Raw genomic sequence first — 24,833 nt, forward strand, 5'->3', positions numbered from 1 at the left:
GGGTGCCGATCGCACCCATGGGCCCCGTGCAAAAGGTAGAAAGCACGGGGGTAGGACCACAGGTGTAACCGGAAACAACCCGGCTTTCCCTGCGCGATGGGCTACGGCTTACTTCGTGCTCTCCCCGGCGAGACTGGGCTTGCTTGTCACCGTCTTCGCAACGCGCACCGCGCAATCGGAAAAGACACCTGCCGCTAGGGCGTCAGGACCACACGACTTCACCGTCCGCCTCATGCGCGTTCGTCAACTGCGCAATCGGCGTCCACCGCATCTCGACCCACGTTCGTGACGACCGCGAAGCGCCCCTCGTGTCGGGCGAGACGGAGGGATTAAACATCTGAGTTGGGGTCCACGTCAAGACAAAATTCTGAAAACACGAATATCTCCATCCCCGCTACCTGGCAAAATCCGGCTGCCAGTGGCGCAGTTCGCGCGTGGCGTAGGTGACAGCGCCGATTGTCGTGTAGGACGCCGCCTCCAGCATCATATTGCGTGCGAGCCTGAGGGCCCGCGCCTCGCAGATCGCCCGCTGCTGCTCGTCGGCGATCCACTCGAAATCGATGTTGTGCGCGAGACCAAGGATGCGCCGGATGGTCTTGGCCGCGGCGAAGCCGACGGTATCCTGGAACAATCGCGCCATATAAGCCTGCCGTTCCGCCTCCAGCCGCGCGGCGCCAGCTTCGCCCGTGAACAGCAACGACGGATAACCGTCGCCCTTCGCCTCGTTGCGCCACAGCGCGAGAAATTTTCGCGAGAACCCGGCCCAGACGCCCTCGATGGTCTCGAGCAGCCATGCCTCGAACGAGGCGCGCTCGCCCGGCGTGCGCTCGTGGCCGGCGGAGGCCAGATAGGCCATCAGGAGGTTGCCGATGACGGCGCCGATGTCGAAGCCCATCGGGCCGTAGAAGGCGAACTCGGGATCGATCACCTTGGTCTCGCTCTCGGTGACCATGATCGAGCCGGTGTGCAGGTCGCCGTGCAGCAGCGCCTCCGGGCTCGCCATGAATTTCAGCTTGAGCCTGCTGATCGCGACGTGCAGGTCAAGGTCTTCGCGGAACGCCGCTGCGGTCGCGTCGAGGTAGGGCGCGGTCCAGCGGTTCTGCTCGGCGGTGCGATAGGGATCGGTGAAGATCAGATCCTCGGTGATCTTGCACAGCGCGTGGTTGCCGGCGAAATCGGCGATGCCCTGCTTCTTCTCCGCGGCCGACAACGCAAGGTCGGACGTGAAGAACAGCGTTTGCGCCAGGAAGGTCGATATATCCTCGACAAAGCGCGGGTACCGCGTGGCCTCGATCAGGCCCTTGCGCATGATGATGTGCGGCTCGAGCAGCTCCATCGCGGTGAGCGCGAGCGGCGCATCATGATGCAGCACCGCCGGCACGAGCATCGGCGCCAGCCGCGCCTGATGCACCAGCGCCATGTGCTCGTAATGCGCCCGCGACAGCGGCAGCGGCCAGCTCTCGCCGACGAGGCGCACATAGGGCAGCGCCTGCTTGACCGCGAGGCCGCCGCTTCCGCCCTTGACGATGAAGACGAGGTTGAGATTGCCGTCGCCGACCTCGCTGATCGACCAGTCCGCCGGCGCGCCGCCGAGCTGCGCGCCGATGGCGGGCAGCCCCGCGAGATAATCCCGCAGATCGGCTTCCCGCAGGATTCGATATGCGCTCTGCCCGGAGCCTGGCTGGGACTGCAGGTTCATCGTGGTCGCCTCCTCCGCATTGCCAGGGCGAGGTTGATCCCCGCTCCATTGGCGTCAGTTTCTAAAACAGCATCCCCATCGGTACGTAGCCCGGGTGAGCGAAGCGATACCCGGGAAAGTGATCCCGCATGTCGCTTCGCTCATGCGGGCTACTTCTGATCCAACGAAAACTGCGTATCAGAACGGCATCCCCATCAGTTTCGACAGCCGCTCGATCGAGAGATAGCCGGAATGATAGGCCCACATCGCGATCGCGAAGATCACGGCCGAGATCAGCGTGGTCCACAACAGCTTGCGGCCCATCCGCGCCAGGATCGGCGCGCCGGGATCGGTGCCGGGCGCGCCGACGCCGTCCTCATGCTGGCTGCGTATGCCAAACGGCAGCGTCAGGAACAGCACGAGCCACCAAAGCACGAAGTAGATCGCTAGCCCTGTGGAGATCTGGTACGCCATATGGCCTCAGGCCTGTTCGATCTCGACCAACGCGCCGGAAAAGTCCTTCGGGTGGAAGAACAGCACCGGCTTGCCATGCGCGCCGATCTTCGGCTGGCCGTCGCCGAGCACCCGCGCGCCCTCGGCGATCATGCGGTCACGGGCGGCGATGATGTCGGGCACGTCGTAGCAGACATGGTGGATGCCGCCGTCGGCATTGCGCTCGACGAATTTCGCGATCGGCGAGGCATCGCCCAGCGGCTCGATGAACTCGATCTTGGTGTTCGGCAGCGTCACGAACACGGTGATGACGCCGTGCTCCGGCAGCGGCACCGCATCGGAAATCTCGGCATTGAAGGCAGTGCCGTAGATCTTCGCGGCCTGCTTGGCGTCCTTGACCGCGATCGCGACGTGATTGAGCCGGCCCAGCATCTCTCTCTCCCTTTAGTTGAGCATGATCTTTTCGGAAAACCGCTTCGCACTTTTCCGGATCATGCTTAGGCTCAAACCGTCAGAACGTGCACGACGCAGATCGGCTTCTTGCCCCATTGCTCGTTCAGCACCGCCCGCACCGCGCGCCGCACCGATTCCCCCAGCGCGTCCGGATCGCGCCGCCGCGGCTTCGGCAGGCCCTCGATCGTCGATACCACCACATCGAACACGATGTCGTCGAGCAGTTCGCCTGCCGCATTGTTCTCCGGCATGCCGACCAGATCAACCTCGGGGTCGTCGACGAGCTCGCCCTGCGCGGTCATGGCGATGGCGACGAAGGCGCAGCCGGCAAAGCCCATCCGCCGCCGCTCCACCACGGCGCGCGACTTCGAGTCCTCAAGGATGGTTCCGTCCTTGTAGAGCCGGCCCGCCGGCACCTCGCCGACGATGCCGGGCTCACCGGGCCCGAGCTTGACGAGGTCGCCGTTGCGGCAGGTCAAGACCTTGGGCACGCCGGCGGCGCGCGCCAGCTTGGCGTGTTCGGCCAGATGCAGCGCCTCGCCATGGACCGGGATCAAGAGCTGCGGCCGCACCCAGGAGATCATGTCGCGCAGCTCGTCGCGGCGCGGGTGGCCGGAGACGTGCACCAGGTGCTCGCGGTCGGTGATGATCTCGACGCCCTGCATGACCAGGTTGTTGATGATGGAGCCGACCGCCTTCTCGTTGCCGGGAATGGTGCGGGAGGAGAAGATCACGGTGTCGCCCTTGTTCAGGGTGACCTGCGGATGGTCGTCATTGGCGATCCGCGCCAGCGCTGCGCGCGGCTCGCCCTGGCTGCCGGTGCACAGCGCCAGCACCTTGTCGGCCGGGAAATGGCCGTAATAGTCGGCGCTGCGGAATTTATGCGAGCCGTCGAGATAGCCGCATTCGCGCGCCACCTGCACCACGCGCTCCATGGCGCGGCCGACCACGACCACCTCGCGGTCGGCGGCGTTCGCGGCGTCCGCCACAGCCCGCACCCGGGCGACATTGGAGGCGAAGGTCGTGACCGCGACCCGGCCCTTGGCCGCCTTGACCAGCTTCTTGATTGTGGCGGCGACCTCGGTCTCCGACGGCGAGCGTCCGTCGCGCACCGCATTGGTGGAATCGCCGACCAGCGCCAGCACGCCTTCATCGCCGAGCTCGCGCAGCCGCCGCTCGTCGGTCGGCTGGCCGATGATCGGGGTCGGATCGATCTTCCAGTCGCCGGTATGCAGCACGGTGCCGACATCGGTCATGATCGCCAGCGCGTGCGATTCCGGAATCGAATGCGCGACCGGGATGAACTCGACATTGAACGGACCGATATCGACCCGCCCGCCCGACGGAATCACCGTGACCGGGATTTTTGGCGGGTTGCGCTCGGCGGCGCATTTGGCCTCGAACAGCGCGGCGCTGAATTGCGTCGCATAGATCTTGCAGCCGAGCTTCGGCCAGAGATCGATGATGGCGCCGAAATGATCCTCATGGGCGTGCGTCAGCACGAGGCCCACCAGATTCTTGCGCTCCTTCTCGAGGAAGCGGACGTCGGGCATGATCAGGTCGATGCCCGGCAGATGCTCCTCGTCGCCAAAGGAGACGCCGAGATCGACCGCGAGGAAGGAGCGCTGGTGGCGGTTGCCGAGGCCGTAGATCGACAGGTTCATGCCGATCTCGCCGACGCCGCCGAGCGGCGCAAAGGTGAGTTCGTCGGGACGCGCCATCAGTTCGCCCTCACCGAGGCTGCGGAGCCGAAATAGACCTCGCCGGCGGTCACGGGCAGGCGCTCGCCGTCAGCGGTGCGGACGATCAGGCAGCCGGTATCATCGATGGTGTCGAACGTGCCTTCAAGGGTCGCCGAGCCGGTCTGGACCGCGACCTTCTCGCCGAGCCCAGCCGCGCGCTCCAGCCACAGCCTGCGGATCTCGGGGAAACCGCGGCCGTCGTCCCAGATGCCGCGAAATTCGACCCAGGCGTCCGACAGCGCGGCAAACAGCTCCTCCGCCCCGATCTGGATGCCGAGCGCCGCGAGCGATACGGCCGGCGTCGGCGTCCCCTCGGGTGCTGCGACGACATTGGTGCCGATGCCGACGACGACCGCCAGCCGGCTCCCGATGGCCTCGGCCTCCAGTAGGATGCCCGAGAGCTTCTTGCCATTGGCCAGCACGTCGTTTGGCCATTTCAGGGTGAACTTCGGGCTGTCCGGCCCGAGCCGCAGCGCCGCCTCGATGCTGACCTTCCGCAGCGCGGCTTCGAGCGACAGCCCGGCGGCAAAGCCGAGGGTGGCGGCGACTGCCGGCTGGACGTCCGTCACCTCGAGGATCGTGCTGGCGAGATTGCCGCGCGGCGCGACCCAGACCCGCTGCCGCCGCCCGCGGCCCGCGGTCTGTTCCGGCGTCACGAACCACATCGGCCCCTGCTCGCCGTCGCGGGCGCGCAGCATCGCCTCGGCATTGGTCGAGCCGATCTGATCGAAGGCGGCGAGCCGGTAGCCCGCCGCTATGGCCCGCGGCCCGAGCGTGAAGGTCATGTCAGCGTTATGCGCATGATTGGTTCCGAAAGCCAGCATCCCGATTTCGGAACCGCAGGCGTCAAAATAGTGATTTGGCTGCCGCCGTGGCCACGCTCACCAGCGGACCCGGATAGGCGAAGAAGAAGATGTTGAAGATGCCTGCGACCGCCAGCACGGTGCGCAGCTCGACGCGGACCGGGTCGAGCTTGCCGAGCGGCTGGTCGAAATACATCACCTTGACGATCGACAGATAGTAGAACGCGCCCACCACGCTGGTCAGCACGCCGATCACGGCGAGCGTGAACAGATTGGCCTTGATCGCGGCGACGAACACGTACCACTTGCCGAAGAACCCGGCGAGCGGCGGCACGCCGGCCAGCGAGAACAACAGCATCGCGAAGATGAAGGCGAGCAGCGGGTTGGTGCGGGACAGGCCGGCGAAATCGCTGATCTGCTCCAGTGCCTGGCCGTTCCGCTTCATCGCCAGGATGATGCTGAACGAGCCGAGCGTCATCGCGACATAGATCGCGATGTAGATCAGGACGCCCTGGGCGCCCTCGACCGTGCCCGAGGCGAGGCCGACCAGCGCAAAGCCCATATGGCCGATCGAGGAATAGGCCATCAGGCGCTTGATGTTGGTCTGGCCGATCGCCGCGAACGAACCCAGCGCCATCGAGGCGATCGCCACGAACACCAGGATCTGCTGCCACTGGGTGACGATGCCCGGGAACGCGGTCAGCGTCGCGCGGGTGAACACCGCGAGGGCCGCGACCTTCGGGGCGGACGCGAAGAACGCCGTCACCGGCGTCGGCGCGCCCTCATAGACGTCCGGCGTCCACATGTGGAACGGCACCGCCGAGACCTTGAAGCAGAGACCGGCGAGCAGGAACACCAGGCCGAACACGATGCCGATGCTGCCGGTGGTTGCCGCCGCCGCGATGCCGGCGAAGCTGACGGTACCGGTGAAGCCGTAGATCAGCGAGGCGCCGTAGAGCAGCATGCCTGACGACAGCGCGCCGAGCACGAAATACTTCAGGCCCGCCTCGCTCGACTTGGCGTTGTCGCGCTGGCTGGCGGCGACGACGTAGAGCGCAAGGCTCATCAGCTCGAGGCCGAGATAGAGCGAGATCAAATCGCCGGCCGAGATCAGCACCATCATGCCGAGCGTCGACAGCAGCACCAGGATCGAGAACTCGAAGTTGCGGCTCGACGGCTGAGACAGGTATTCGGTCGACAGGATCAGGGTTGCCGCCGAGGCGATCAGGGCGAGGACCTTCAGGAAGCGGGCGAAATCGTCGACGATGAAGCTGCCGCCGAAGGTCACGAGCTTGCCGGCCGGCAGCCAGAGCTCCAGCACGCCGGTCAGCACCAGGAGACAGATCGCGAGCGCCGTGACGAGCCGCGTCGTCCCCTGCCCGCGATAGGCTCCGATCATCAACAGCACCATGGCGCCGACCGCGAGCACCAGCTCCGGCAGCACCGGCTGCAACTGATAACCTGCACTGGAAAAGCTCATGACGAGGGCCTTACTGGACGGTCAGCGCGGCTGCCTTCACGGCAGTCACGGCGGTTTGGTAATTGTTGACGAGCTGCTGCACCGAGGCGGCCGACATGTCGAGCACCGGCTTCGGATAGACGCCGAACAGGATGGTCAGCGCGATCAGCGGGAACAGCGTCACGCATTCGCGGAAGGTGAGATCCTTGATCGACATCAGCGACGGCTTGACCAGCGCGCCGAACACCACCTTGCGGTAGAGCCAGAGCGCGTAGCAGGCCGACAGGATCACGCCCGTGGTGGCGAAGAACGCGGTCGGCAAGGAGATCTTGAAGGTGCCGAGCAGCGTCATGAACTCGCCGACGAATCCGCTCGTGCCCGGCAGACCGACATTGGCCATGGTGAAGACCATGAAGGTCAGCGCATAGAGCGGCATCCGGTTGACGAGGCCGCCATAGGCCGCGATCTCGCGGGTGTGCATGCGGTCGTAGACCACGCCGACGCAGAGGAACAGCGCGCCCGAGACGATGCCGTGCGAGACCATCTGGAACATGCCGCCGGCGACGCCCTGCGTCGTCACCGCGAAGATGCCCATGGTGACGAAGCCCATATGCGCGACGGACGAATATGCGATCAGCTTCTTCATGTCCTCCTGCATCATCGCCACCAGCGAGGTGTAGATGATGGCGATGACGGACAGCACGAACACGAACGGCGCGAAGTCGTGCGAGGCCAGCGGGAACATCGGCAGCGAGAAGCGCAGGAAGCCGTAGCCGCCCATCTTCAGCAGGATCGCGGCCAGGATCACCGAGCCCGCCGTCGGCGCCTCGACGTGCGCGTCGGGCAGCCAGGTGTGCACCGGCCACATCGGCATCTTCACCGCGAACGAGGCGAAGAAGGCCAGCCACGCCCAGGTCTGCATCGACCGCGGCACCGCGGTGTGCATCAGGGTCGGGATGTCGGTGGTGCCGGCGTTCCAGTACAGCGCCATGATGGCGAGCAGCATCAGGACCGAGCCGAGGAAGGTGTAGAGGAAGAACTTGAACGACGCATAGACCCGGCGCGGGCCGCCCCAGACGCCGATGATCAGGAACATCGGGATCAGGCCGCCCTCGAAGAACAGGTAGAACAGCACGAGGTCGAGCGCCGAGAAGGTGCCGACCATCAGCGTTTCCAGGATCAGGAACGCCATCATGTATTCGCCGACGCGCTGCGTCACCGACTTCCAGCTCGCGATGATGCAGAGCGGCATGATCGCGGTGGTCAGGATGATCAGCGGCAGCGAGATGCCGTCGACGCCCATGTGATAGGTGATGCCGGTGGCAAGCCAGGACGCCTTCTCGACGAACTGGAAGTCGGTCGAGGCCGGATCGAAGCGCGCCACCAGGATCAGCGAAATCGCGAAGGTGATCAGCGTGGTCCACAGCGCGATCCAGCGCGCGGTGCGGCTCGCGGTCTCGTCACCGCCCCGCGCCAGCAGATAGACCAGGATCGCGCCGACCGCCGGCAGGAAGGTCGTGACCGAAAGGATGGGCCAGGTTGTCATTTACTGGCCTCCCAAGCCGAACATGAACCAGGTGATCAATCCGGCGGCCCCGATCAGCATCGCGAATGCGTAGTGATAGAGGTAGCCGGTCTGCAATTTCACGACGTTGCGGGTGACGTCGAGCACGCGGGCGGAAACGCCATCGGGACCGAAGCCGTCGATGATGAAGCCGTCGCCCTTCTTCCACAGCGTGTAGCCGAGCCACTTCGCCGGGCGCACGAAGATCCAGTCGTACAGCTCGTCGAAGTACCATTTGTTGAGCAGGAACTGGTACAGCATCGGCTGCTGCTGCGCGAGCTCGACCGGCAGATACGGCCTGCGGATGTAGAACAGATACGAGATGAACAGGCCGAGCGCCATCATCACGGTGGGCAGCGGCGCGAGCCAGCCCGGCATGTGCTCCATGTCCTCGAGGATGTGCGGGTTCATCTTCACGGACTCGCGGAAGAACTCTTCCACGCCGTGATGGCCGACGAACAGCTCCTTGAACGGCAGGCCGGCGAGGATCGAGCCGGCGGCGAGCACGCCGATCGGCACCAGCATCCACACCGGGCTCTCATGCGCCGCCTCGTAGTGCTTCTGGTCGTGCGGCTCGCCGAAGAACGTCTTGAAGATCAGACGCCAGGAGTAGAACGAGGTCAGGCCGGCGGCCACGATGGTCAAGAGATAGGCGTAGGTCGCGAACGGGTTATGCGCCGCATAGGCCGCCTCGATGATCGCGTCCTTCGAGAAGTAGCCGGCGAACAGCGGGAAGCCGGTCAGCGCCAGGGTGCCGATGCACATCACCGCGAAGGTGTACGGGATCTTGCGCCACAGGCCGCCCATGTTGCGGATGTCCTGCTCGTGATGCATCGCGTAGATCACCGAGCCTGACCCTAAGAACAGCAGCGCCTTGAAGAAGGCGTGCGTGAACAGGTGGAACATGCCGACCGAATAAGCCCCCGCTCCCATCGCCACGAACATGTATCCGAGCTGCGAACAGGTCGAATACGCGACGATGCGCTTGATGTCGTTCTGCACGAGGCCGATCGTGGCGGCGAAGAACGCCGTGGTCGCGCCGAAGAACATCACCACCGCCTGCGCGGTCGGCGACAGCTCGAACAGCGGCGACAGCCGCGCCACCATGAAGACCCCGGCGGTGACCATGGTCGCGGCGTGGATCAGCGCCGACACCGGGGTCGGACCTTCCATCGCGTCCGGCAACCAGGTGTGCAGCAGGAACTGGGCCGACTTGCCCATCGCGCCCATGAACAGCAACAGGCAGGTCAAGGTCAGCGCGTCGACCTGATGGCCGAAGAAGTTGATGGTCTTGCCGGTCAGACCGGGCGCGGCATGGAAGATGGTCTCGAAATCGGTCGAGCCGACCAGCGCGAAGATCGCGAAGATGCCGAGCGCGAAGCCGAAGTCACCGACGCGGTTGACCACGAAGGCCTTGATCGCCGCGGCATTGGCCGACGGCTTCTGATACCAGAACCCGATCAGGAGGTAGCTCGCGAGGCCGACGCCCTCCCAGCCGAAGAACAGCTGCACGAGGTTGTCTGATGTCACCAGCATCAGCATCGCGAAGGTGAACAGCGAGAGATAGCCGAAGAAGCGCGGCCGGTTCGGATCCTCGTCCATGTAGCCGATGGAGTAGAGGTGGACGAGCGCGGATACCGTGTTGACCACGACCAGCATCACGGCGGTCAGGGTGTCGACCCGCAGCGTCCAGGCCACCTGCAGGTCGCCCGAGGTGATCCAGGGCAGCAGCACGACGCGCGCGTCATGGTGCATAAAACCGACATCGACCAGCGCGAACCAGGACAGCGCCGCCGAGACGAACAGCAGGCCGGTGGTGATCAGCTCGGCGAGGCGCGAGCCGGCGGCCGCCGGCTCGGAGACATGGTGATCGTCATGGCCATGGTCGTCATGACCGTGATCGTCATGGGCGGCGGAGGCATGGGCGTCGCCATGCGCGTCGTCGTGATGGTCGACGGTATCGCCGCTCGGGCAGCGCGCATGGGCACCGACCAGCGAGATGATGCCTGCGAGGATGGCGCCCAGCAGAGGCAGGAATACGATTGCCTGAACCATAACTGCGCCTAGCCCTTCATCAGATTGACGTCTTCAACCGCGATCGAACCGCGGTTGCGGAAATACACCACCAGCACGGCGAGACCGATCGCAGCCTCGGCGGCGGCCACTGTCAGCACCAAGAGCGCGAACACCTGGCCGACGATGTCGCCGAGGAAGGTCGAGAACGCCACCAGGTTGATGTTGACCGACAACAAGATCAGCTCGATCGACATCAGGATGACGATGATGTTCTTGCGGTTGAGGAAGATGCCGAGGATCCCGAGCGTGAACAGGATCGCGGCGACCGCGAGATAGTGTCCGAGCCCGATCGTCATTTCACCCACTCCGCCGCGTCGGCATCCTGCAGGCCCTGCCCCGACGCCACCTTGCGCATCGCCATCGCCATCTCGGGCGTGCGCGCGTTCTGCACGTTGATGTTCTGCCGCTTGACCTTGGCCTTGTGGCGCAGCGTCAGCACGATGGCGCCGATCATCGCGACCAGCAGCACCATGCCGGCGAGCTGGAAGTAATGGATGTACTTCGTATAGAGCACGAGGCCGAGCGCCTCGGTGTTGCTGACATTGGTCGGGATCGCCGCGGTGATCGTCTTGGTCACGGCCGGGTTGATCACCCAGGCGCCGACGACGAGCAGCAGCTCGAACATGAAGATGCCGCCGATCACGATGCCGATCGGCAGATACTGGATGAAGCCCTCGCGCAGTTCGACGAAATCGACGTCGAGCATCATGATCACGAACAGGAACAGCACCGCGACGGCGCCGACATAGACCACGATCAGCATCATCCCGAGGAACTCGGCGCCCATCAGGATGAACAGCCCGGCCGCGTTGACGAAGGCCAGGATCAGGAACAGCACGGAGTGCACGGGATTGCGCGAGACAATCACCATGACCGCCGAGGCCACGCAGGCCGCGGCAAACAGATAGAAGAACAGCGCCGAAAGGATCATGCCCTCACCTCACCGGTACGGCGCGTCGAGCGCGATCGACTTCGCGATCTCGCGCTCCCAGCGGTCGCCATTGGCGAGCAGCTTGGCCTTGTCATAGTACAGTTCCTCGCGGGTCTCGGTCGCGAATTCGAAATTCGGTCCCTCGACGATGGCGTCCACCGGGCATGCCTCCTGGCACAGGCCGCAATAGATGCACTTCACCATGTCGATGTCGTAACGCACCGTGCGGCGGGTGCCGTCGTTGCGGCGCGGACCGGCCTCGATCGTGATCGCCTGCGCCGGGCAGATCGCCTCGCACAGCTTGCAGGCGATGCAGCGCTCCTCGCCGTTCGGATAGCGGCGTAGCGCGTGCTCGCCGCGAAAGCGCGGCGAGATCGGGCCCTTCTCGAAGGGATAGTTCAGCGTAGGCTTCGGCTGGAAGAAATAGCGCATCGCAAGGAAGAACGCCGAGACGAATTCCGAGAGCAGAAGCGAGCGGGCTGTTGCGTTGACATTGACACTCATGACGGCCTCACTTCGGCGCGATGCCGGCGAACTGCAGCACGCCGGCCACGATCACCACCATCGCCAGCGACAGCGGCAGGAACACCTTCCAGCCGAGCCGCATCAGTTGATCGTAGCGGTAGCGCGGCACGATCGCCTTCGCCATCGCGAACATGAAGAACATGAAGAACACCTTCAGGGCGAACCAGACGATGCCCGGAATCCAGGTGAACGGCGGCAGGTTGACCGGCGGCAGCCAGCCGCCCAGGAACAGGATCGACGCCAGCGCGCACATCGTGGTGATCGCGACATACTCGCCGAGCATGAACAAAAGATACGGCGTCGAGCCGTATTCGGTCATGAAGCCGGCGACCAGTTCGGATTCGGCTTCGACCAGGTCGAACGGCGGACGGTTAGTTTCCGCCAGCGCCGAGACGTAGAACACCACGAACATCGGGAACAGCGGCCACACGTACCAGTTCAGGATGGTGAGCTGCGGCAGGCCGATCAGGTGCGCAAGCCCGCGGGTATTCTGCGCCTCGACCACCGCCGACAGGTTCAGCGAGCCGACGCAGAGCAGCACGGTGATGATGACGAAGCCGATCGAGACCTCGTAGGACACCATCTGCGCCGCCGAGCGCAGCGCGGCCAGGAACGGGTATTTCGAGTTCGACGACCAGCCGGCCATAATGATGCCGTAGATCGACAGCGACGAGATCGCGAAGATGTAGAGAACGCCGACATTGATGTCGGAGATCACCCAGCCGAGATCGAACGGGATCACGGCCCAGGCGGCCAGCGCCAGCACGCACGAGACCAGCGGCGCCAGCAGGAACACGCCCTTGTTGGAGCCAGACGGAATCACCGGCTCCTTCAGCACGAATTTCAGGAGGTCGGCGAAGGATTGCAGCAATCCGAACGGGCCGACCACGTTGGGGCCGCGGCGGATCTGCACCGCCGCCCAGATCTTGCGGTCGGCGAGCAGGATGTAGGCGATCGCGATCAGGAGCACGACGAGCAGCAACAGGCTCTCCGCGACCATGATGATCAGCGGCCAGAGGAAGCCGGTCCAGAACGAGCTTGCGAAGAATTCAGCCATCAGGTCACGCTCACTCCGCTGCCGTCAGCATTCGGCCCGACGCCAGCCGCGAGCATTCCGCCATCACGGCAGAGGCCCGCGCGATCGGGTTGGTCAGATAAAAATCCTCGACGGTCGGCTTGAATGCCGCCTTGTCGACGCTGCCGCCCTTGCCGGCCAGCGCCTTGACGTCGTCGGCCTTGCCGGCCTCGATCTGGTCGAGCCGCATCAGATGCGGATAGGCCTTGAACATCGCCTGGCGCAGCGCCTGCAGCGAGTCGAACGGCAGCTTCTTGCCGAGCACGTCGGACAGCGCGCGGATGATCGCCCAGTCCTCGCGGGCCTCGCCCGGCGGGAACGCGGCCCGGTTGGCGATCTGCGCCCGGCCCTCGGTGTTGACGTAGATGCCGGACTTCTCGGTATAGGCCGCGCCCGGCAGGATGACATCGGCGCGATGCGCACCCTGGTCGCCATGGGTGCCGATATAGACCACGAAGGTGCCGTCCGGCGCCTTGATCTCGTCGGCGCCGAGCAGGAACAGCACGTCGATCGTACCGAAGGTCGTCATCTGCGCCGAGGTCAGCCCGCCCGCCGCCGGCGAGAAGCCGATATCGAGTGCGCCGGCGCGGGAGGCGGTATCCTGCAGCACGGCAAAGCCGTTCCAGCCGTCCTTCAACGCGCCGACGTCGAGTGCGAGCTTGGCGGCCTGCGCCAGCACGGCTGCGCCGTCATGCCTGGTGTAGGCGCCGGCGCCGACCAGGATGATCGGGTGCTGGGCCTTCTTCAAGACGTCGGCAAAGGAGTGCTTGCCCGCCACGAGATCGGCCAGCGTATCGGTGCCCGCGCCGAGATAGTCGTGGTCATAGGTGAAATCGGCCTTGGCGCCGATCATGCCGACCTTAAGCCCGCCGGTACGCCAGCGCTTGCGGATCCGCGCGTTCAGCACGGCGGCTTCCTTGCGCGGATGCGAGCCGATGATCAGGATCGCGTCGGCCTGGTCGATGCCGGCAATGGTCGGATTGAAGATGTAGGAGCCGCGGCCGGCCTTGGCGTCGAACGCATCGCCGCCCTGCACGGCGAGATTGACCGAGCCGAACTTCGCGAGCAGTTCCTTCAGCGCATACATTTCGTCGACCGCGGCGAGATCGCCGGCGATCGCGCCGATCCGCTTGCCGTCGCTGCGGCCGGCCCTGGCGGCGATGGCGGCGAAGGCTTCCTGCCAGGTCGCCGGCCGGAGCTGGCCGTTCTCGCGCACATAGGGACGGTCGAGGCGCTGCGTGCGCAGGCCGTCGACGACGTGGCGGGTCTTGTCGGATATCCACTCCTCGTTCACCGCCTCGTTGATGCGCGGCAGGATGCGCATCACCTCGCGGCCACGGGTGTCGACGCGGATCGCAGATCCGACGCCGTCCATGACGTCGACCGACTGGGTCTTGCCGAGCTCCCAGGGCCGGGCCGCGAAGGCGTAGGGCTTCGAGGTCAGCGCGCCGACCGGGCAGATGTCGACGAGGTTGCCCTGCAGCTCCGAGCTCAGCGCCTGCTCGAGATAGGTGGTGATCTCCATGTCCTCGCCGCGGCCGGTCGCGCCCATTTCGGGCGCGCCGCAGACTTCGGCGGAGAAGCGGACGCAGCGCGTGCACTGGATGCAGCGGTTCATCGAGGTCTTGACCAGCGCGCCGAGATACTTGTCCTCGACCGCACGCTTGTTCTCGGCGAAACGGCTGGTGTCGACGCCGTAGCCCATCGCCTGGTCCTGCAGATCGCACTCGCCGCCCTGGTCGCAGATCGGGCAGTCCAGCGGATGGTTGATCAGCAGGAACTCCATCACGCCTTCGCGTGCCTTCTTCACCATCGGCGAACGGGTCGAAATCTCCGGCGGCTCGCCCTTCGGGCCCGGACGGCAGTCGCGCACGGCCCAGGCGCAGCTCGCCACCGGCTTCGGGCCGCCCTTCACCTCGACCAGGCACATCCGGCAATTGCCGGCGATCGACAGCCGCTCGTGATAGCAGAAGCGCGGAATCTCTGCGCCGGCCGCCTCGCATGCCTGCAGCAGCGTGTACTCCGGCGGCACATCGATCTCTTTGCCATCGACGATGATCTTGCTCATGTCTGTCTCAAGTCTTTCCGAGCTTGCAGTCGGGCGGTGCGACGCTCGCGGTTTTCAATGAGGTCTTCACCCATTGCTGGGTGTCGGTGCCGTAGGTCGCGAGGTAGGCAGGCTGCGCCTGGTTCTTCTCGCAGAGGAACGGCAGATGCGGTTTCAGGTCGTAGTCACACGATGCCTGCCATTCGCGCTTGTCCGCGAATGCGGCAAAGGTCTCCTCGCAGGCATAGAGGAAGTACGAGACAAAACTCTCATACTGCGATCGCTCTTCGCGGCCACCAGCCTTGATGGCGTCGTAATCGGGCTGAGCGAATTTCGGATTCTGGAATGCGAGATCGGTGTAGCCGAGAAACGCCGAACGCGCGCTGGAGGCGCGGTTCGAAGTGCGGATTTCGTTGATCTGCAGCAGGATTGCAACAAAGCCGAGCAGCGCCACGGTCGCCTGCGCCATCTGCGCAAGCGTCCCGTATTTCTGCCACCATGCGGCCTGTTGCGTCATCGTCAGCATTACTCCGCAGCAACCATGTGCATGGGATCGCGCACGCCCTGATCGTCGAGATCGGCGCTGTGCGAATACTGGTCGATGCGCTCCTCGATCTCGTGACGGAAATGCGCGATCAGGCCCTGGATCGGCCAGGCAGCGGCGTCGCCGAGCGCGCAGATGGTGTGGCCCTCGACCTGCTTGGTGACCTCGAGCAGCATGTCGATCTCGCGCTTGTGGGCGCGGCCCTCGGCCATGCGGGTCAAGACGCGCCACATCCACCCGGTGCCCTCGCGGCACGGCGTGCACTGGCCGCAGCTCTCATGCTTGTAGAAATAGGAGATGCGCGCGATCGCCCGGATCAGGTCGGTCGACTTGTCCATTACGATCACCGCCGCGGTGCCGAGGCCCGAGCGCAGCTTGCTCAAAGAGTCGAAATCCATCGGCGTGTCGATGATCTGCTCGGCCGGCACCATGCGCACCGACGAGCCGCCGGGGATCACGGCCTTCAGATTGCCCCAGCCGCCGCGGATGCCGCCGCAATGCTTCTCGATCAGCTCGCGGAACGGAATCCCCATCGCCTCTTCGACGTTGCAGGGCCGCTCGACGTGGCCGGAGATGCAGAACAGCTTGGTGCCGACATTGTTCGGCCGGCCGATGGCGGCGAACCAGGCGGCGCCGCGGCGCAGGATGTCGGGCGCGACCGCGATCGACTCGACGTTGTTGACGGTGGTCGGGCAGCCATAGAGGCCGACATTGGCCGGGAACGGCGGCTTCAGCCGCGGCTGGCCCTTCTTGCCCTCGAGGCTTTCGAGCAGCGCGGTCTCCTCGCCGCAGATATAGGCGCCGGCGCCGTGCGCGACATAGATGTCGAACGGCCAGCCGTTGATGTTGTCCTTGCCGACCAGCTTGGCCTCATAGGCCTGGTCGATCGCCGCCTGCAGCCGCTCGCGCTCGCGGATGAACTCGCCGCGGATATAGACGTAGCAGGCATGTGCGCCCATCGCGAAGCTCGCGAGCAGGCAGCCCTCGACCAAAAGGTGCGGGTCATGCCGCATGATCTCGCGGTCCTTGCAGGTGCCGGGCTCCGATTCGTCGGCGTTGACGACGAGGTAGCTCGGACGGCCGTCCTTGGATTCCTTCGGCATGAAGGACCACTTCATGCCGGTCGGGAAGCCGGCGCCGCCGCGGCCGCGCAGGCCCGACGCCTTCATCTCGTTGATGATCCAGTCGCGACCCTTGTCGATGATCCCTTTGGTGCCATCCCAGGCGCCTCTGCGGCGCGCGCCCTCGAGGCCCCAATCATGCAGGCCGTAGAGGTTCTTGAAGATGCGGTCCTTGTCGTCGAGCATGCTCAAAACTTTCCGAACATCACCGATTGGCTTGCGAATAAGCGAGCCCGGCAGCGCAGCCGCCGAACACGATGGCCCACAACAGGCTGGATTCCAGCGTGGCGCTTAGGCCGTAGCGTTGCAGCAGAAACATGAAGCCCGCCGCGACAACGGTATGCAGGGCAATCGTGCGCCAGGCCTTCATCGCAGCGCCCCTTCCCGTCTCATCTGCTAGCACCTGAAAGCTCCGCATCAGGTGGTTTCCTTCAGCGTCGTCGGCCCACCCACGGGCGCCGAGAACTGACGGTCGACCTGCGGGCCCGGCTTCGGCGGATTGCCGGCGGCAAAGCCGTCGAGCACCTTGCCGAAGCTTTCCTTGGTCAGGTCCTCATAGGTGTCCTTCCAGATCAGCACCATCGGCGCGTTCACGCAGGCCCCTAGGCACTCCACTTCTTCCCATGAGAAGTTGCCGTCCTTCGACAGCTGGAAGGGATCGTGATGGATGCGATGCTGGCAGACCTCGATCAGGTCGGCGGCGCCGCGCAGCCGGCACGGCGTGGTGCCGCACACCTGCACATGGGCCTTCTTGCCGACCGGCGAGAGCTGGAACATGGTGTAGAAGGTCGCGATCTCCAGCATGCGGATATGCGGCATCTCGAGCAGGTCGGCGACGGCGCGGATCGCCGCTTCCGAGACCCAGCCTTCATGCTGCTCCTGCACGCGCCACAGGATCGCGATCGCGGCCGAAGCCTGCCGTCCGGGCGGATATTTCTCGATCTGCTTCTTGGCCCAGGCGAGATTCTCGTCCGTGAACGTGAAGCTCGCGGGCTGCAATTCCTTCGGGGCAAGGCGGCGGACGGACATCGATCAAACTCTCATTGCGCGCGGTGCGGATGCGGACATCGTCACCGGTCGACCTCGCCGAACACGATGTCCAGCGAGCCCAGGATGGCGGAAACGTCGGCCAGCAGATGGCCCCTGCAGATGTGATCCATCGCCTGCAGATGGGCGAAGCCCGGCGCGCGGATCTTGCACTTGTAGGGCTTGTTGGTGCCGTCGGCGACGAGGTAGACGCCGAACTCGCCCTTCGGCGCCTCGACCGCGGCGTAGACTTCGCCGGCCGGCACGTGCACGCCTTCGGTGTACAGCTTGAAATGATGGATCAGCGCTTCCATCGAGCGCTTCATCTCACCACGGCGCGGCGGCGCGATCTTGTTGTCCTCGACCACGACCGGGCCCTGCCCGTCGGGTGCTTTGAGCTTCTGGATGCACTGCTTCATGATGCGCACCGACTGGCGCATCTCTTCCATGCGGATCAGATAGCGGTCGTAGCAGTCGCCGTTCTTGCCGATCGGAATATCGAAATCCATCTCGGCGTAGCACTCATAGGGCTGCGACTTGCGCAGGTCCCAGGCCGCGCCCGAGCCGCGCACCATCACGCCGGAGAAGCCCCACTCCCAGGCTTCCTTCAGCGGCACCACGCCGATATCGACGTTGCGCTGCTTGAAGATGCGGTTGCCGGTGAGCAGCCGATCGAGGTCGTCGACCACCTTGAGGAACGGATCGCACCACGTCTCGATGTCGTCGATCAGCTTCGGCGGCAGGTCCTGATGCACGCCGCCGACGCGGAAGAACGCCGCGTGCATGCGCGAGCCCGAGGCGCGCTCATAGAACACCATCAGCTTCTCGCGCTCTTCGAAGCCCCACAGCGGCGGGGTCAGCGCGCCGACGTCCATCGCCTGCGTGGTGACGTTGAGCAGGTGCGAGAGAATGCGGCCAATCTCGCAATAGAGCACGCGGATCAGCTGGCCGCGGCGCGGCACCGTGATGCCGAGCAGCTTTTCGGCCGCGAGGCAGAACGCATGCTCCTGGTTCATCGGCGCGACGTAGTCGAGCCGGTCGAAATACGGAATTGCCTGCAGATAGGTCTTGTGTTCGATCAGCTTCTCGGTGCCGCGGTGAAGCAGGCCGATATGCGGATCGACGCGCTCGACGACTTCGCCATCGAGCTCCAGCACGAGGCGCAGCACGCCGTGCGCCGCCGGATGCTGCGGTCCAAAGTTGATAGTGAAATTGCGAAGATTCTGTTCGTTCATGATCCGGCCTTCGGTTCCGCCTTCGCCTTTTCGTCACCCGGCAAGGGGTAGTCAGCCCCCTCCCACGGAGACAGGAAATCGAACTTGCGGAATTCCTGGTTGAGCCGGACCGGCTCATACAGCACTCGCTTCTCCTGGTCGTCGTAGCGGACCTCGACGAAGCCGGTGAGCGGGAAATCCTTGCGCAGCGGATGGCCGTCGAAGCCGTAATCCGTCAGCAGGCGGCGCATGTCCGGATGACCGGTGAAGATCACGCCATACAGGTCGTAGGTCTCGCGCTCGAACCAGTCGGCGCCGGGGAAGACGCCGATGAGCGACGGCACCTGCGTGGTCTCGTCGGCCTCGCCGCGCAAACGGATGCGCGCGTTCAGCGTCGGCGACAGCAGATGGTAGACAACGTCGAAGCGCTTCTCGCGGCTCGGATAGTCGACTGCGGTCACGTCGGTGACGTTGACGAAGCGGCAGCCGGGATCGTCACGCAGAAAACGTGCGACCTCCACGATTCTGCCAATCTCGACGTCGATAGTGAGTTGATTGAACGCGACCGAGTGCGCCGTGGCCGCGCCCGGAAGCGCGCTCACGATCGTCTGCCCAAGGGCGTCGAGCTTGCCGTCGTCCATACCTGAAACCTTAGCGTTCAATGGTGCCGATACGGCGGATCTTCTTCTGCAGCAGCAGCACGCCGTAGAGCAACGCTTCCGCCGTGGGCGGACAGCCCGGCACGTAGATGTCGATCGGCACGATGCGATCGCAGCCACGCACCACCGAATAGGAGTAGTGATAGTAGCCGCCGCCATTGGCGCAGGAGCCCATCGAGATGACGTAGCGCGGCTCCGGCATCTGGTCGTAGACCTTGCGCAGCGCGGGCGCCATCTTGTTGGTCAGGGTGCCCGCAACGATCATCACATCGGACTGCCGCGGCGAGGCGCGCGGTGCGAAGCCGAAGCGTTCGACGTCATAGCGCGGCATCGAGACCTGCATCATCTCGACCGCACAGCAGGCGAGACCGAAGGTCATCCACATCAGGGAGCCGGTGCGCGCCCAAGTGATGAGGTCATCGGCCGCGGCGACGAAGAAGCCCTTGTCGGACAGTTCGTGATTGACCTCGAGGAAAAACGGATCATTGGCGCCGACCGGCTTGCCGGTCGACGGATCAAGAATCCCCTTCGGAGCCATGGCGATCTCAGATTTGGCAATCGCCGGCTGGGAGGTTGCGGCGGTGGGGCTCAATCCCATTCGAGCGCGCCTTTCTTCCATTCATACGCAAACCCGACCGTCAGCACGGCCAGGAACACCATCATCGACCAGAACCCGGTGGCGCCGAGCTTTCCGAACGCCACGGCCCAGGGGAACAGGAACGCCACTTCGAGGTCGAAGATGATGAAGAGGATCGCCACCAGATAGAAGCGGACGTCGAACTTCATGCGGGCGTCGTCAAAAGCGTTGAATCCGCATTCATAGGCGGACAGCTTTTCCGGGTCCGGCGATTGGAACGCGACCAGGAACGGTGCGATCAGGAGCGCCAGACCGATCAGGCTCGCAACTCCGACAAAGACCACAAGTGGGAGATAATTCTGCAGGATGCCGGTCATCGGCGAGGCCTTCTTGCTGCGGTTTCGGACGTGCCGCAGATTCGTTGATTGGAATTGTTCTTGAGGCTTTAGCGCAGCGCAACAGGGGGCGCAAGACAAGCTATTTTGACGCTTTTACCGTCCTTCCCGCGGGCTCTTGGCCTCATCAGGCGGATGCGCTTGCCTCCATGGGTAACGCCGCGACGGCCATCCTGTGCCCTGCGCTCTTCCCATATCAGCCCAGCCCCCGTTCGGCAGCGAGCATCTCGGCGGCGGTCAGGGTGAGCCGATCGATGTGTCCGAGCAGCAGCTCGAGATCCCCCGGCGCAAGCTGTTCCAGCAGGCGCCGGTTTCGCTCCTGCGCGCCGGCCACGATGGCATCATGAGCCGCCAGGCCGGCCTTGGTAAGAGAGACTAAAGTCTCCCGGTTGTCGCGCGGATTGGCCGCCTTCGCCACCAGCTTGCGCGCCACGAGTTCGGCGAGCGCCCGGCTGATCTGCCCCTTGTCCATGCCGACGGCCTCGGCGAGCCGCACCACACTCATCGGCGGCCGCCGGCCGAGCGAGGCGACCAGGCCGAACTCGACCGAGGACAGGCCGGTCAGGCGCTTGTAGCGCAGCATCGCGCCGCGCCTGAGCAGGTTCGCCAGCACCATCAGCCGCGACGACATCATCGCGGTAATCGGCGCCAGTTCGGAATCGACAACGGCCTCCGGCGGCAAGGCCCTCTCAGTCCTGAGCTTCTCGGTCATCACCAACCTCTGCCAACAAAGCCGCGCGCTGCCAAGTTCAACGAGATCGTTGACATTGTCATCGACATATCGTTGACTTGGTCAACGATAGATCAGCCGCCGGCGCCAGACCAGCGGCGGGGAGGACAACATGACGATCAGCCAGCGGGACCGCGATCTCGGCACGGCCTATGCGATGAAGCCGTCCAGCACCCGGACCGAGCTCACCTCGGTCGGCCGCGGCACGCCGATGGGCGAGCTGCTGCGCCGGTATTGGCACCCGGTCGGCCTCACCGGTGACGCCACCGATATCCCCAGAAAAGTCCGCGCGCTTGGCGAAGACCTGATCCTGTTCCGCGACCGGCATGGCCGGGTCGGTCTGCTGCATGCGCGCTGCTGCCACCGCGGCACCACACTCTATTACGGCAAGGTCGAGGAAGACGGCATCCGCTGCTGCTATCACGGCTGGAAGTTCGACACCGAGGGCCGCTGCCTCGAACAACCCTGCGAGCCCGAAGGCGGCCTGTTCAAGGACAGGGTGCGCCAGCCCTGGTATCCGGTGCAGAAACGCTACGGCCTGATCTTCGCCTATATGGGGCCGGCCGAGAAACGGCCGGTGCTGCCGCGCTACGAGTGCCTGGAGAACATGGACGACGGCGAGTTCGTCGAGGCCGATGATTCCTCGATCGGCGGCGGCGGCCCTGCCGTGATCCCCTGCAACTGGCTGCAGCATTTCGAAAACGTCGCCGACCCCTATCATGTGCCGGTGCTGCACGGCTCGTTCTCAGGGCCGCAGTTCACCAATATGATGGCCTCGATGCCCGAGGTGAAGTTCGAGATGTCGCCGCGCGGGGTCGCGGTGCGTTCGATCCGCAGGCAGGACGACGGCAAGGTGTTCTACCGCGTCACCGAGGCCGCCCTCCCCACACTCCGCGTCGTGCCCAATCCGCGGGTCGCGCAGTTCGCGCGCGTCGAATCGATCGGCTGGACCTTGCCGATCGACGACACCTCGTTTCGCATCTACGTCGCCGGCCGGGTCAAGAACGCGGGCGATATCGGGCGAATGCGCTCGAAGTTCAACGGCAAGTTCTGGTGGGACATGACCGAGGCCGAGCACCAGCAATTCCCCGGCGACTACGAGGCCCAGGTCGGCCAGGGGCCGATGACGATCCATTCGGAAGAGCATTTTGGCCAGAGCGACCGCGGCATCCTGATGATCCGCCGGATGCTCTCTGACCAGCTCGAGGCCATGGCCAGCGGCCGCGACCCGATCGGGGTGTCGTTCGACGCCGACACGAGGCCGGTCGAATTCGAGGCAGGGAATTACATCCGCGAGGCGTAAAGCCCGCGCGCAAGCAACAACAAAGAAGATCGGGGGAGCAAGTCATGGTCGATGTCGCACCGCAAGCGGCCGCGCCAATACAAGCTGCGGCCGCGCCCTCGGCGCGCCGCTACTACGTCCTCGCCTTGCTCACGATCATCTACGCCCTCAACTTCCTCGACCGCACCATCTTCAACGTGCTGATCGAACCGATCAAGAAGGAGTTCACGCTCAGCGACACCACTATGGGCCTGCTCGCCGGGTTCGGCTTCGTGCTGTTCTATTCGCTACTCGGCATTCCCATCGCGCGGATGGCCGATCGCCTCAACCGCCGCAACATCGTCGCGGTCGCCTTCGCGTTCTGGAGCGCCATGACCTATCTCTGCGGCCTCGCCTCCAGCGTCACGACGCTGGCGCTGGCGCGGGTCGGCGTCGGAATCGGGGAGTCAGCGGGAACGCCGGCCTCGCAATCGATGATCGCCGACCTGTTCGACAAGAATGAACGACCGCGCGCGCTCGGCATCTACGCGATCGGCACCTATCTCGGCGTCTTCCTCGGCTATTTCATCGGCGGCTATGTCAACCAGCACTATGGCTGGCGGATGGCGTTCTTCACCGCGGGCCTGCCCGGCATCGCGCTCGCCGCCGTGCTGTGGCTGACGATCACTGAACCGAAGCGCGGCGCAATGGCCGAGACCTTCAAGGCCGAGCCGATCGGGCCGACATTGCGCTTCCTGGTATCGCAGCCGAGCTTCGTTATCGTGCTGGTCGGCTTTTGTCTGACGACCTACACCAACTACGCCACCGCGGTGTGGATCCCGCCGTTCCTGGCGCGCATCCATCACCTCACCAGCGCCGAGATCGGCACCTATGCCGGCACCTTCAAGGGTCTCGCCGGCATGGCGGGCACGCTGATCGGCGGCCTCGTGGTGGCGCAGATCGGCCGTCGCGACGACCGCTGGAAGCTGTGGGCGCCCGCGATCATGTCGGGCCTCGCCGGCCCGGTGTTCGCGCTGTGCATGCTGACGCAAAGCTTCACGCTGATGGTCGCGACGCTGGCGCTGACCTCGTTCATGGTCGGCTTTCATCTCGGCCCGATCTTCGCGATCGCGCAGACGGTGGTAAAACCCAGCATGCGCGCGCTGGCCTCGGCGATCGTGCTGCTGACCGCGACTTGCTTCGGCCAGGGCGTCGGCCCCCTCGCCGTCGGCATGATCAACGACGAGCTGAAAGGCACCTACGGCGTCGATGCGGTTCGCTACTCGCTGCTGTCGGCCGCGCTCACGACGACGCTCGGTGCCCTGCTGTTCGTGTGGGCGGCGCGCGCGATCCGCACCGACATCGCGCGCGCGAGCTAGCACCTCAGCCGAACCCGCGCGTGGCGTCAGGCGGCGCTCACGTCAGCTTCCCGGTATACTTCTCCAGCGCCGACCAGGCGTCCGCGCCATAGGTCTTCTGCCACTGCGTGTAGAAGCCAGCCTTCACCAACGCGGCCCTGAACTGCACGGGATCGGGCTTGTTGAAGGTCATGCCCTTCTCGGTCAGCTCGGCCTGCAGCGAGCGGTCCATCTCGACCAGATCGGCGCGCTCCTTCACCGCCGCGGCGTCGAACGCGGCCTTGATGAGCTCGAGCAGATCGGTCGGCAGACCCGCCATCGCGCGGCGGTTGCCGAGGATCCAGTAACCGCTCCAGCAATGGTTCGAGAGCGCGCAGAATTTCTGCACCTCGTAGAGCTTTCCAGTGGAGACCTGCGCCAGCGGATTCTCCTGCCCTTCGACGATGTGGGTCTGCAGCGCCGAATAGAGCTCGCTGTAGGAGATGCTCGACGGCAATGCGCCGAGCCCTGAGAACAGCGACGTCAGCAATGCCGTCACCGGCACGCGGATCTTGAAGCCCTTGATATCGTCGACGCTGTTGAGCTGCCGGCTCGACGACGAGGTGATCTGGCGGAAGCCGTTGTCCCAGACCTTCTTCAGCGGCACGACGCCGGTCTTGGTGATCGCCTCGCGCACGAGGTCGCCGACGCCACCGTCCATCGCCGCCCAGACCTGGTCGTAGGACTGGAAGGCAAAGCCGATGCTGGGCAGCCCCGACAGCGGCACCAGCGTCGACAGCGTCATGCTGGGCGCCGCCAACAGCTCGATCCCGCCGGCCCGGACCTGCGACAGCATCTCCGGATCGCCGCCGAGCTGGCTGTTGGCGAACACCGTGATGAGGACCCGGCCGGACGACTGCGCGCCGACCGCCTTGGCGGCCTCAGTCAGGCGCATTGTTAGCGGATGGGTTTCCGGAGTGTTGACGCCGAGCTTGAGATCGAACTCGGCGGCGGCAAGGGCCGGCTTACCAAACATCGTGGCGGCAACTGCAGCAGAACCGGCTCCCAGCACCCGGCGGCGGGTCATTCTCATTGTTTTCATTATTGTTTTTCTCCCAAGCGCATGTCCGCGCTCACGGCCAGTTTTAGCCGGCCGCCAGTGT

General features: G+C 64.8%; 25 protein-coding genes. 2 read left to right on the top strand and 23 right to left on the bottom strand.

The window, feature by feature from the left end:
* Positions 1-394: 394 nt before the first annotated feature.
* From mtnK to QJT82_RS26810, 22 genes are all read right to left on the bottom strand, one after another.
* Positions 395-1,699 carry an S-methyl-5-thioribose kinase gene (gene mtnK, locus QJT82_RS26705; RefSeq protein ID WP_035631346.1) on the bottom strand — a complete coding sequence of 435 codons (1,305 nt, stop codon included), beginning with the start codon at positions 1,697-1,699 and terminating at the stop codon, positions 395-397.
* A gap of 177 nt (positions 1,700-1,876) precedes the next feature.
* On the bottom strand, positions 1,877-2,152 hold the full coding sequence (locus QJT82_RS26710; protein ID WP_028340120.1) for a DUF1467 family protein: 276 nt from the start codon (positions 2,150-2,152) through the stop codon (positions 1,877-1,879).
* 6 nt (positions 2,153-2,158) lie between these two features.
* On the bottom strand, positions 2,159-2,563 hold the full coding sequence (gene mce, locus QJT82_RS26715) for a methylmalonyl-CoA epimerase (protein ID WP_024583489.1): 405 nt from the start codon (positions 2,561-2,563) through the stop codon (positions 2,159-2,161).
* Between the two features lie 71 nt (positions 2,564-2,634).
* Entirely contained in the window at positions 2,635-4,305 is a 1,671-nt protein-coding gene (locus QJT82_RS26720) for a ribonuclease J (RefSeq protein ID WP_028340121.1), read from the bottom strand.
* Entirely contained in the window at positions 4,305-5,111 is an 807-nt protein-coding gene (locus QJT82_RS26725; protein WP_028340122.1) for a biotin--[acetyl-CoA-carboxylase] ligase, read from the bottom strand. The genes QJT82_RS26720 and QJT82_RS26725 overlap by 1 nt, the downstream gene beginning before the upstream one ends.
* Before the next feature lie 61 nt (positions 5,112-5,172).
* Positions 5,173-6,609 (bottom strand): NADH-quinone oxidoreductase subunit NuoN, encoded by a 1,437-nt coding sequence (gene nuoN, locus QJT82_RS26730; protein ID WP_028340123.1) that lies wholly within the window; start codon positions 6,607-6,609, stop codon positions 5,173-5,175.
* Positions 6,610-6,619: 10 nt separating this feature from the next.
* Complete coding sequence (locus tag QJT82_RS26735; RefSeq protein WP_016841819.1) at positions 6,620-8,134, bottom strand: NADH-quinone oxidoreductase subunit M; 1,515 nt, start codon at positions 8,132-8,134, stop codon at positions 6,620-6,622.
* Positions 8,135-10,207: an NADH-quinone oxidoreductase subunit L gene (gene nuoL / locus QJT82_RS26740; protein ID WP_028340124.1), complete on the bottom strand. Its 2,073-nt coding sequence runs from the start codon at positions 10,205-10,207 to the stop codon at positions 8,135-8,137.
* 8 nt (positions 10,208-10,215) lie between these two features.
* On the bottom strand, positions 10,216-10,524 hold the full coding sequence (nuoK, locus tag QJT82_RS26745; RefSeq protein ID WP_016841823.1) for an NADH-quinone oxidoreductase subunit NuoK: 309 nt from the start codon (positions 10,522-10,524) through the stop codon (positions 10,216-10,218).
* Positions 10,521-11,159: an NADH-quinone oxidoreductase subunit J gene (locus QJT82_RS26750; RefSeq protein ID WP_028340125.1), complete on the bottom strand. Its 639-nt coding sequence runs from the start codon at positions 11,157-11,159 to the stop codon at positions 10,521-10,523. Before QJT82_RS26750 ends, nuoK begins: the two co-directional genes overlap by 4 nt.
* A gap of 9 nt (positions 11,160-11,168) precedes the next feature.
* Entirely contained in the window at positions 11,169-11,663 is a 495-nt protein-coding gene (gene nuoI / locus QJT82_RS26755) for an NADH-quinone oxidoreductase subunit NuoI (protein ID WP_018271854.1), read from the bottom strand.
* A 7-nt stretch (positions 11,664-11,670) separates the two neighbouring features.
* Complete coding sequence (gene nuoH, locus QJT82_RS26760) at positions 11,671-12,741, bottom strand: NADH-quinone oxidoreductase subunit NuoH (protein WP_028340126.1); 1,071 nt, start codon at positions 12,739-12,741, stop codon at positions 11,671-11,673.
* Between the two features lie 10 nt (positions 12,742-12,751).
* Complete coding sequence (nuoG, locus tag QJT82_RS26765) at positions 12,752-14,827, bottom strand: NADH-quinone oxidoreductase subunit NuoG (protein ID WP_028340127.1); 2,076 nt, start codon at positions 14,825-14,827, stop codon at positions 12,752-12,754.
* Between the two features lie 7 nt (positions 14,828-14,834).
* Complete coding sequence (locus QJT82_RS26770; RefSeq protein WP_155258430.1) at positions 14,835-15,323, bottom strand: hypothetical protein; 489 nt, start codon at positions 15,321-15,323, stop codon at positions 14,835-14,837.
* Between the two features lie 8 nt (positions 15,324-15,331).
* Positions 15,332-16,657 carry an NADH-quinone oxidoreductase subunit NuoF gene (gene nuoF / locus QJT82_RS26775; protein ID WP_028340129.1) on the bottom strand — a complete coding sequence of 442 codons (1,326 nt, stop codon included), beginning with the start codon at positions 16,655-16,657 and terminating at the stop codon, positions 15,332-15,334.
* Positions 16,658-16,676: 19 nt separating this feature from the next.
* Positions 16,677-16,889 carry a hypothetical protein gene (locus QJT82_RS26780; RefSeq protein ID WP_035631350.1) on the bottom strand — a complete coding sequence of 71 codons (213 nt, stop codon included), beginning with the start codon at positions 16,887-16,889 and terminating at the stop codon, positions 16,677-16,679.
* Complete coding sequence (nuoE, locus tag QJT82_RS26785) at positions 16,889-17,500, bottom strand: NADH-quinone oxidoreductase subunit NuoE (RefSeq protein WP_028340131.1); 612 nt, start codon at positions 17,498-17,500, stop codon at positions 16,889-16,891. The genes QJT82_RS26780 and nuoE overlap by 1 nt, the downstream gene beginning before the upstream one ends.
* A 41-nt stretch (positions 17,501-17,541) precedes the next feature.
* The gene (locus QJT82_RS26790; RefSeq protein ID WP_028340132.1) at positions 17,542-18,732 is read right to left on the bottom strand and encodes an NADH-quinone oxidoreductase subunit D; all 1,191 of its coding nucleotides are present in this window, start codon (positions 18,730-18,732) and stop codon (positions 17,542-17,544) included.
* On the bottom strand, positions 18,729-19,352 hold the full coding sequence (locus QJT82_RS26795; protein ID WP_028340133.1) for an NADH-quinone oxidoreductase subunit C: 624 nt from the start codon (positions 19,350-19,352) through the stop codon (positions 18,729-18,731). Before QJT82_RS26795 ends, QJT82_RS26790 begins: the two co-directional genes overlap by 4 nt.
* Positions 19,353-19,362: 10 nt before the next feature.
* A complete protein-coding gene (locus tag QJT82_RS26800) occupies positions 19,363-19,908 on the bottom strand; it encodes an NADH-quinone oxidoreductase subunit B (RefSeq protein ID WP_018271859.1) in 546 nt (181 codons plus the stop codon).
* 50 nt (positions 19,909-19,958) lie between these two features.
* Positions 19,959-20,324, bottom strand: a complete 366-nt coding sequence (locus QJT82_RS26805; RefSeq protein ID WP_028340135.1) for an NADH-quinone oxidoreductase subunit A — start codon at positions 20,322-20,324, stop codon at positions 19,959-19,961.
* Between the two features lie 214 nt (positions 20,325-20,538).
* Positions 20,539-21,054, bottom strand: coding sequence for a MarR family transcriptional regulator (locus QJT82_RS26810; protein WP_050384956.1), 516 nt, complete (start codon positions 21,052-21,054; stop codon positions 20,539-20,541).
* Positions 21,055-21,184: 130 nt separating this feature from the next.
* On the opposite strand from QJT82_RS26810, the gene QJT82_RS26815 reads away from it, so the two are divergent.
* On the top strand, positions 21,185-22,375 hold the full coding sequence (locus QJT82_RS26815) for an aromatic ring-hydroxylating dioxygenase subunit alpha (RefSeq protein WP_028340136.1): 1,191 nt from the start codon (positions 21,185-21,187) through the stop codon (positions 22,373-22,375).
* A gap of 44 nt (positions 22,376-22,419) precedes the next feature.
* Positions 22,420-23,712: an MFS transporter gene (locus QJT82_RS26820; RefSeq protein ID WP_028340137.1), complete on the top strand. Its 1,293-nt coding sequence runs from the start codon at positions 22,420-22,422 to the stop codon at positions 23,710-23,712.
* A gap of 37 nt (positions 23,713-23,749) precedes the next feature.
* Here QJT82_RS26820 and QJT82_RS26825 read toward each other — a convergent pair whose 3' ends face one another.
* On the bottom strand, positions 23,750-24,763 hold the full coding sequence (locus tag QJT82_RS26825) for a TRAP transporter substrate-binding protein (protein ID WP_028340138.1): 1,014 nt from the start codon (positions 24,761-24,763) through the stop codon (positions 23,750-23,752).
* Positions 24,764-24,833: the final 70 nt, after the last annotated feature.

Origin of the sequence: Bradyrhizobium sp. Mp19, assembly GCF_029952935.1 — a bacterium.
GTDB classification, from domain to species: domain Bacteria; phylum Pseudomonadota; class Alphaproteobacteria; order Rhizobiales; family Xanthobacteraceae; genus Bradyrhizobium; species Bradyrhizobium elkanii.

Bases quoted from the DNA above. Each gene is read 5' to 3' on its own strand.
- nuoG (WP_028340127.1), bottom strand. From the start codon at position 14,827: ATGAGCAAGATCATCGTCGATGGCAAAGAGATCGATGTGCCGCCGGAG.
- nuoK (WP_016841823.1), bottom strand. From the start codon at position 10,524: ATGACGATCGGGCTCGGACACTATCTCGCGGTCGCCGCGATCCTGTTC.
- QJT82_RS26820 (WP_028340137.1), top strand. From the start codon at position 22,420: ATGGTCGATGTCGCACCGCAAGCGGCCGCGCCAATACAAGCTGCGGCC.
- mtnK (WP_035631346.1), bottom strand. From the start codon at position 1,699: ATGAACCTGCAGTCCCAGCCAGGCTCCGGGCAGAGCGCATATCGAATC.
- QJT82_RS26780 (WP_035631350.1), bottom strand. From the start codon at position 16,889: ATGCGGAGCTTTCAGGTGCTAGCAGATGAGACGGGAAGGGGCGCTGCG.
- QJT82_RS26750 (WP_028340125.1), bottom strand. From the start codon at position 11,159: ATGATCCTTTCGGCGCTGTTCTTCTATCTGTTTGCCGCGGCCTGCGTG.
- QJT82_RS26770 (WP_155258430.1), bottom strand. From the start codon at position 15,323: ATGACGCAACAGGCCGCATGGTGGCAGAAATACGGGACGCTTGCGCAG.
- QJT82_RS26810 (WP_050384956.1), bottom strand. From the start codon at position 21,054: ATGACCGAGAAGCTCAGGACTGAGAGGGCCTTGCCGCCGGAGGCCGTT.
- QJT82_RS26795 (WP_028340133.1), bottom strand. From the start codon at position 19,352: ATGGACGACGGCAAGCTCGACGCCCTTGGGCAGACGATCGTGAGCGCG.
- nuoH (WP_028340126.1), bottom strand. From the start codon at position 12,741: ATGGCTGAATTCTTCGCAAGCTCGTTCTGGACCGGCTTCCTCTGGCCG.
- QJT82_RS26720 (WP_028340121.1), bottom strand. From the start codon at position 4,305: ATGGCGCGTCCCGACGAACTCACCTTTGCGCCGCTCGGCGGCGTCGGC.
- QJT82_RS26735 (WP_016841819.1), bottom strand. From the start codon at position 8,134: ATGACAACCTGGCCCATCCTTTCGGTCACGACCTTCCTGCCGGCGGTC.
- QJT82_RS26825 (WP_028340138.1), bottom strand. From the start codon at position 24,763: ATGAGAATGACCCGCCGCCGGGTGCTGGGAGCCGGTTCTGCTGCAGTT.
- QJT82_RS26710 (WP_028340120.1), bottom strand. From the start codon at position 2,152: ATGGCGTACCAGATCTCCACAGGGCTAGCGATCTACTTCGTGCTTTGG.
- nuoE (WP_028340131.1), bottom strand. From the start codon at position 17,500: ATGTCCGTCCGCCGCCTTGCCCCGAAGGAATTGCAGCCCGCGAGCTTC.
- nuoI (WP_018271854.1), bottom strand. From the start codon at position 11,663: ATGAGTGTCAATGTCAACGCAACAGCCCGCTCGCTTCTGCTCTCGGAA.
- nuoN (WP_028340123.1), bottom strand. From the start codon at position 6,609: ATGAGCTTTTCCAGTGCAGGTTATCAGTTGCAGCCGGTGCTGCCGGAG.
- QJT82_RS26800 (WP_018271859.1), bottom strand. From the start codon at position 19,908: ATGGCTCCGAAGGGGATTCTTGATCCGTCGACCGGCAAGCCGGTCGGC.
- QJT82_RS26725 (WP_028340122.1), bottom strand. From the start codon at position 5,111: ATGACCTTCACGCTCGGGCCGCGGGCCATAGCGGCGGGCTACCGGCTC.
- QJT82_RS26805 (WP_028340135.1), bottom strand. From the start codon at position 20,324: ATGACCGGCATCCTGCAGAATTATCTCCCACTTGTGGTCTTTGTCGGA.
- nuoL (WP_028340124.1), bottom strand. From the start codon at position 10,207: ATGGTTCAGGCAATCGTATTCCTGCCTCTGCTGGGCGCCATCCTCGCA.
- QJT82_RS26790 (WP_028340132.1), bottom strand. From the start codon at position 18,732: ATGAACGAACAGAATCTTCGCAATTTCACTATCAACTTTGGACCGCAG.
- nuoF (WP_028340129.1), bottom strand. From the start codon at position 16,657: ATGCTCGACGACAAGGACCGCATCTTCAAGAACCTCTACGGCCTGCAT.
- mce (WP_024583489.1), bottom strand. From the start codon at position 2,563: ATGCTGGGCCGGCTCAATCACGTCGCGATCGCGGTCAAGGACGCCAAG.
- QJT82_RS26815 (WP_028340136.1), top strand. From the start codon at position 21,185: ATGACGATCAGCCAGCGGGACCGCGATCTCGGCACGGCCTATGCGATG.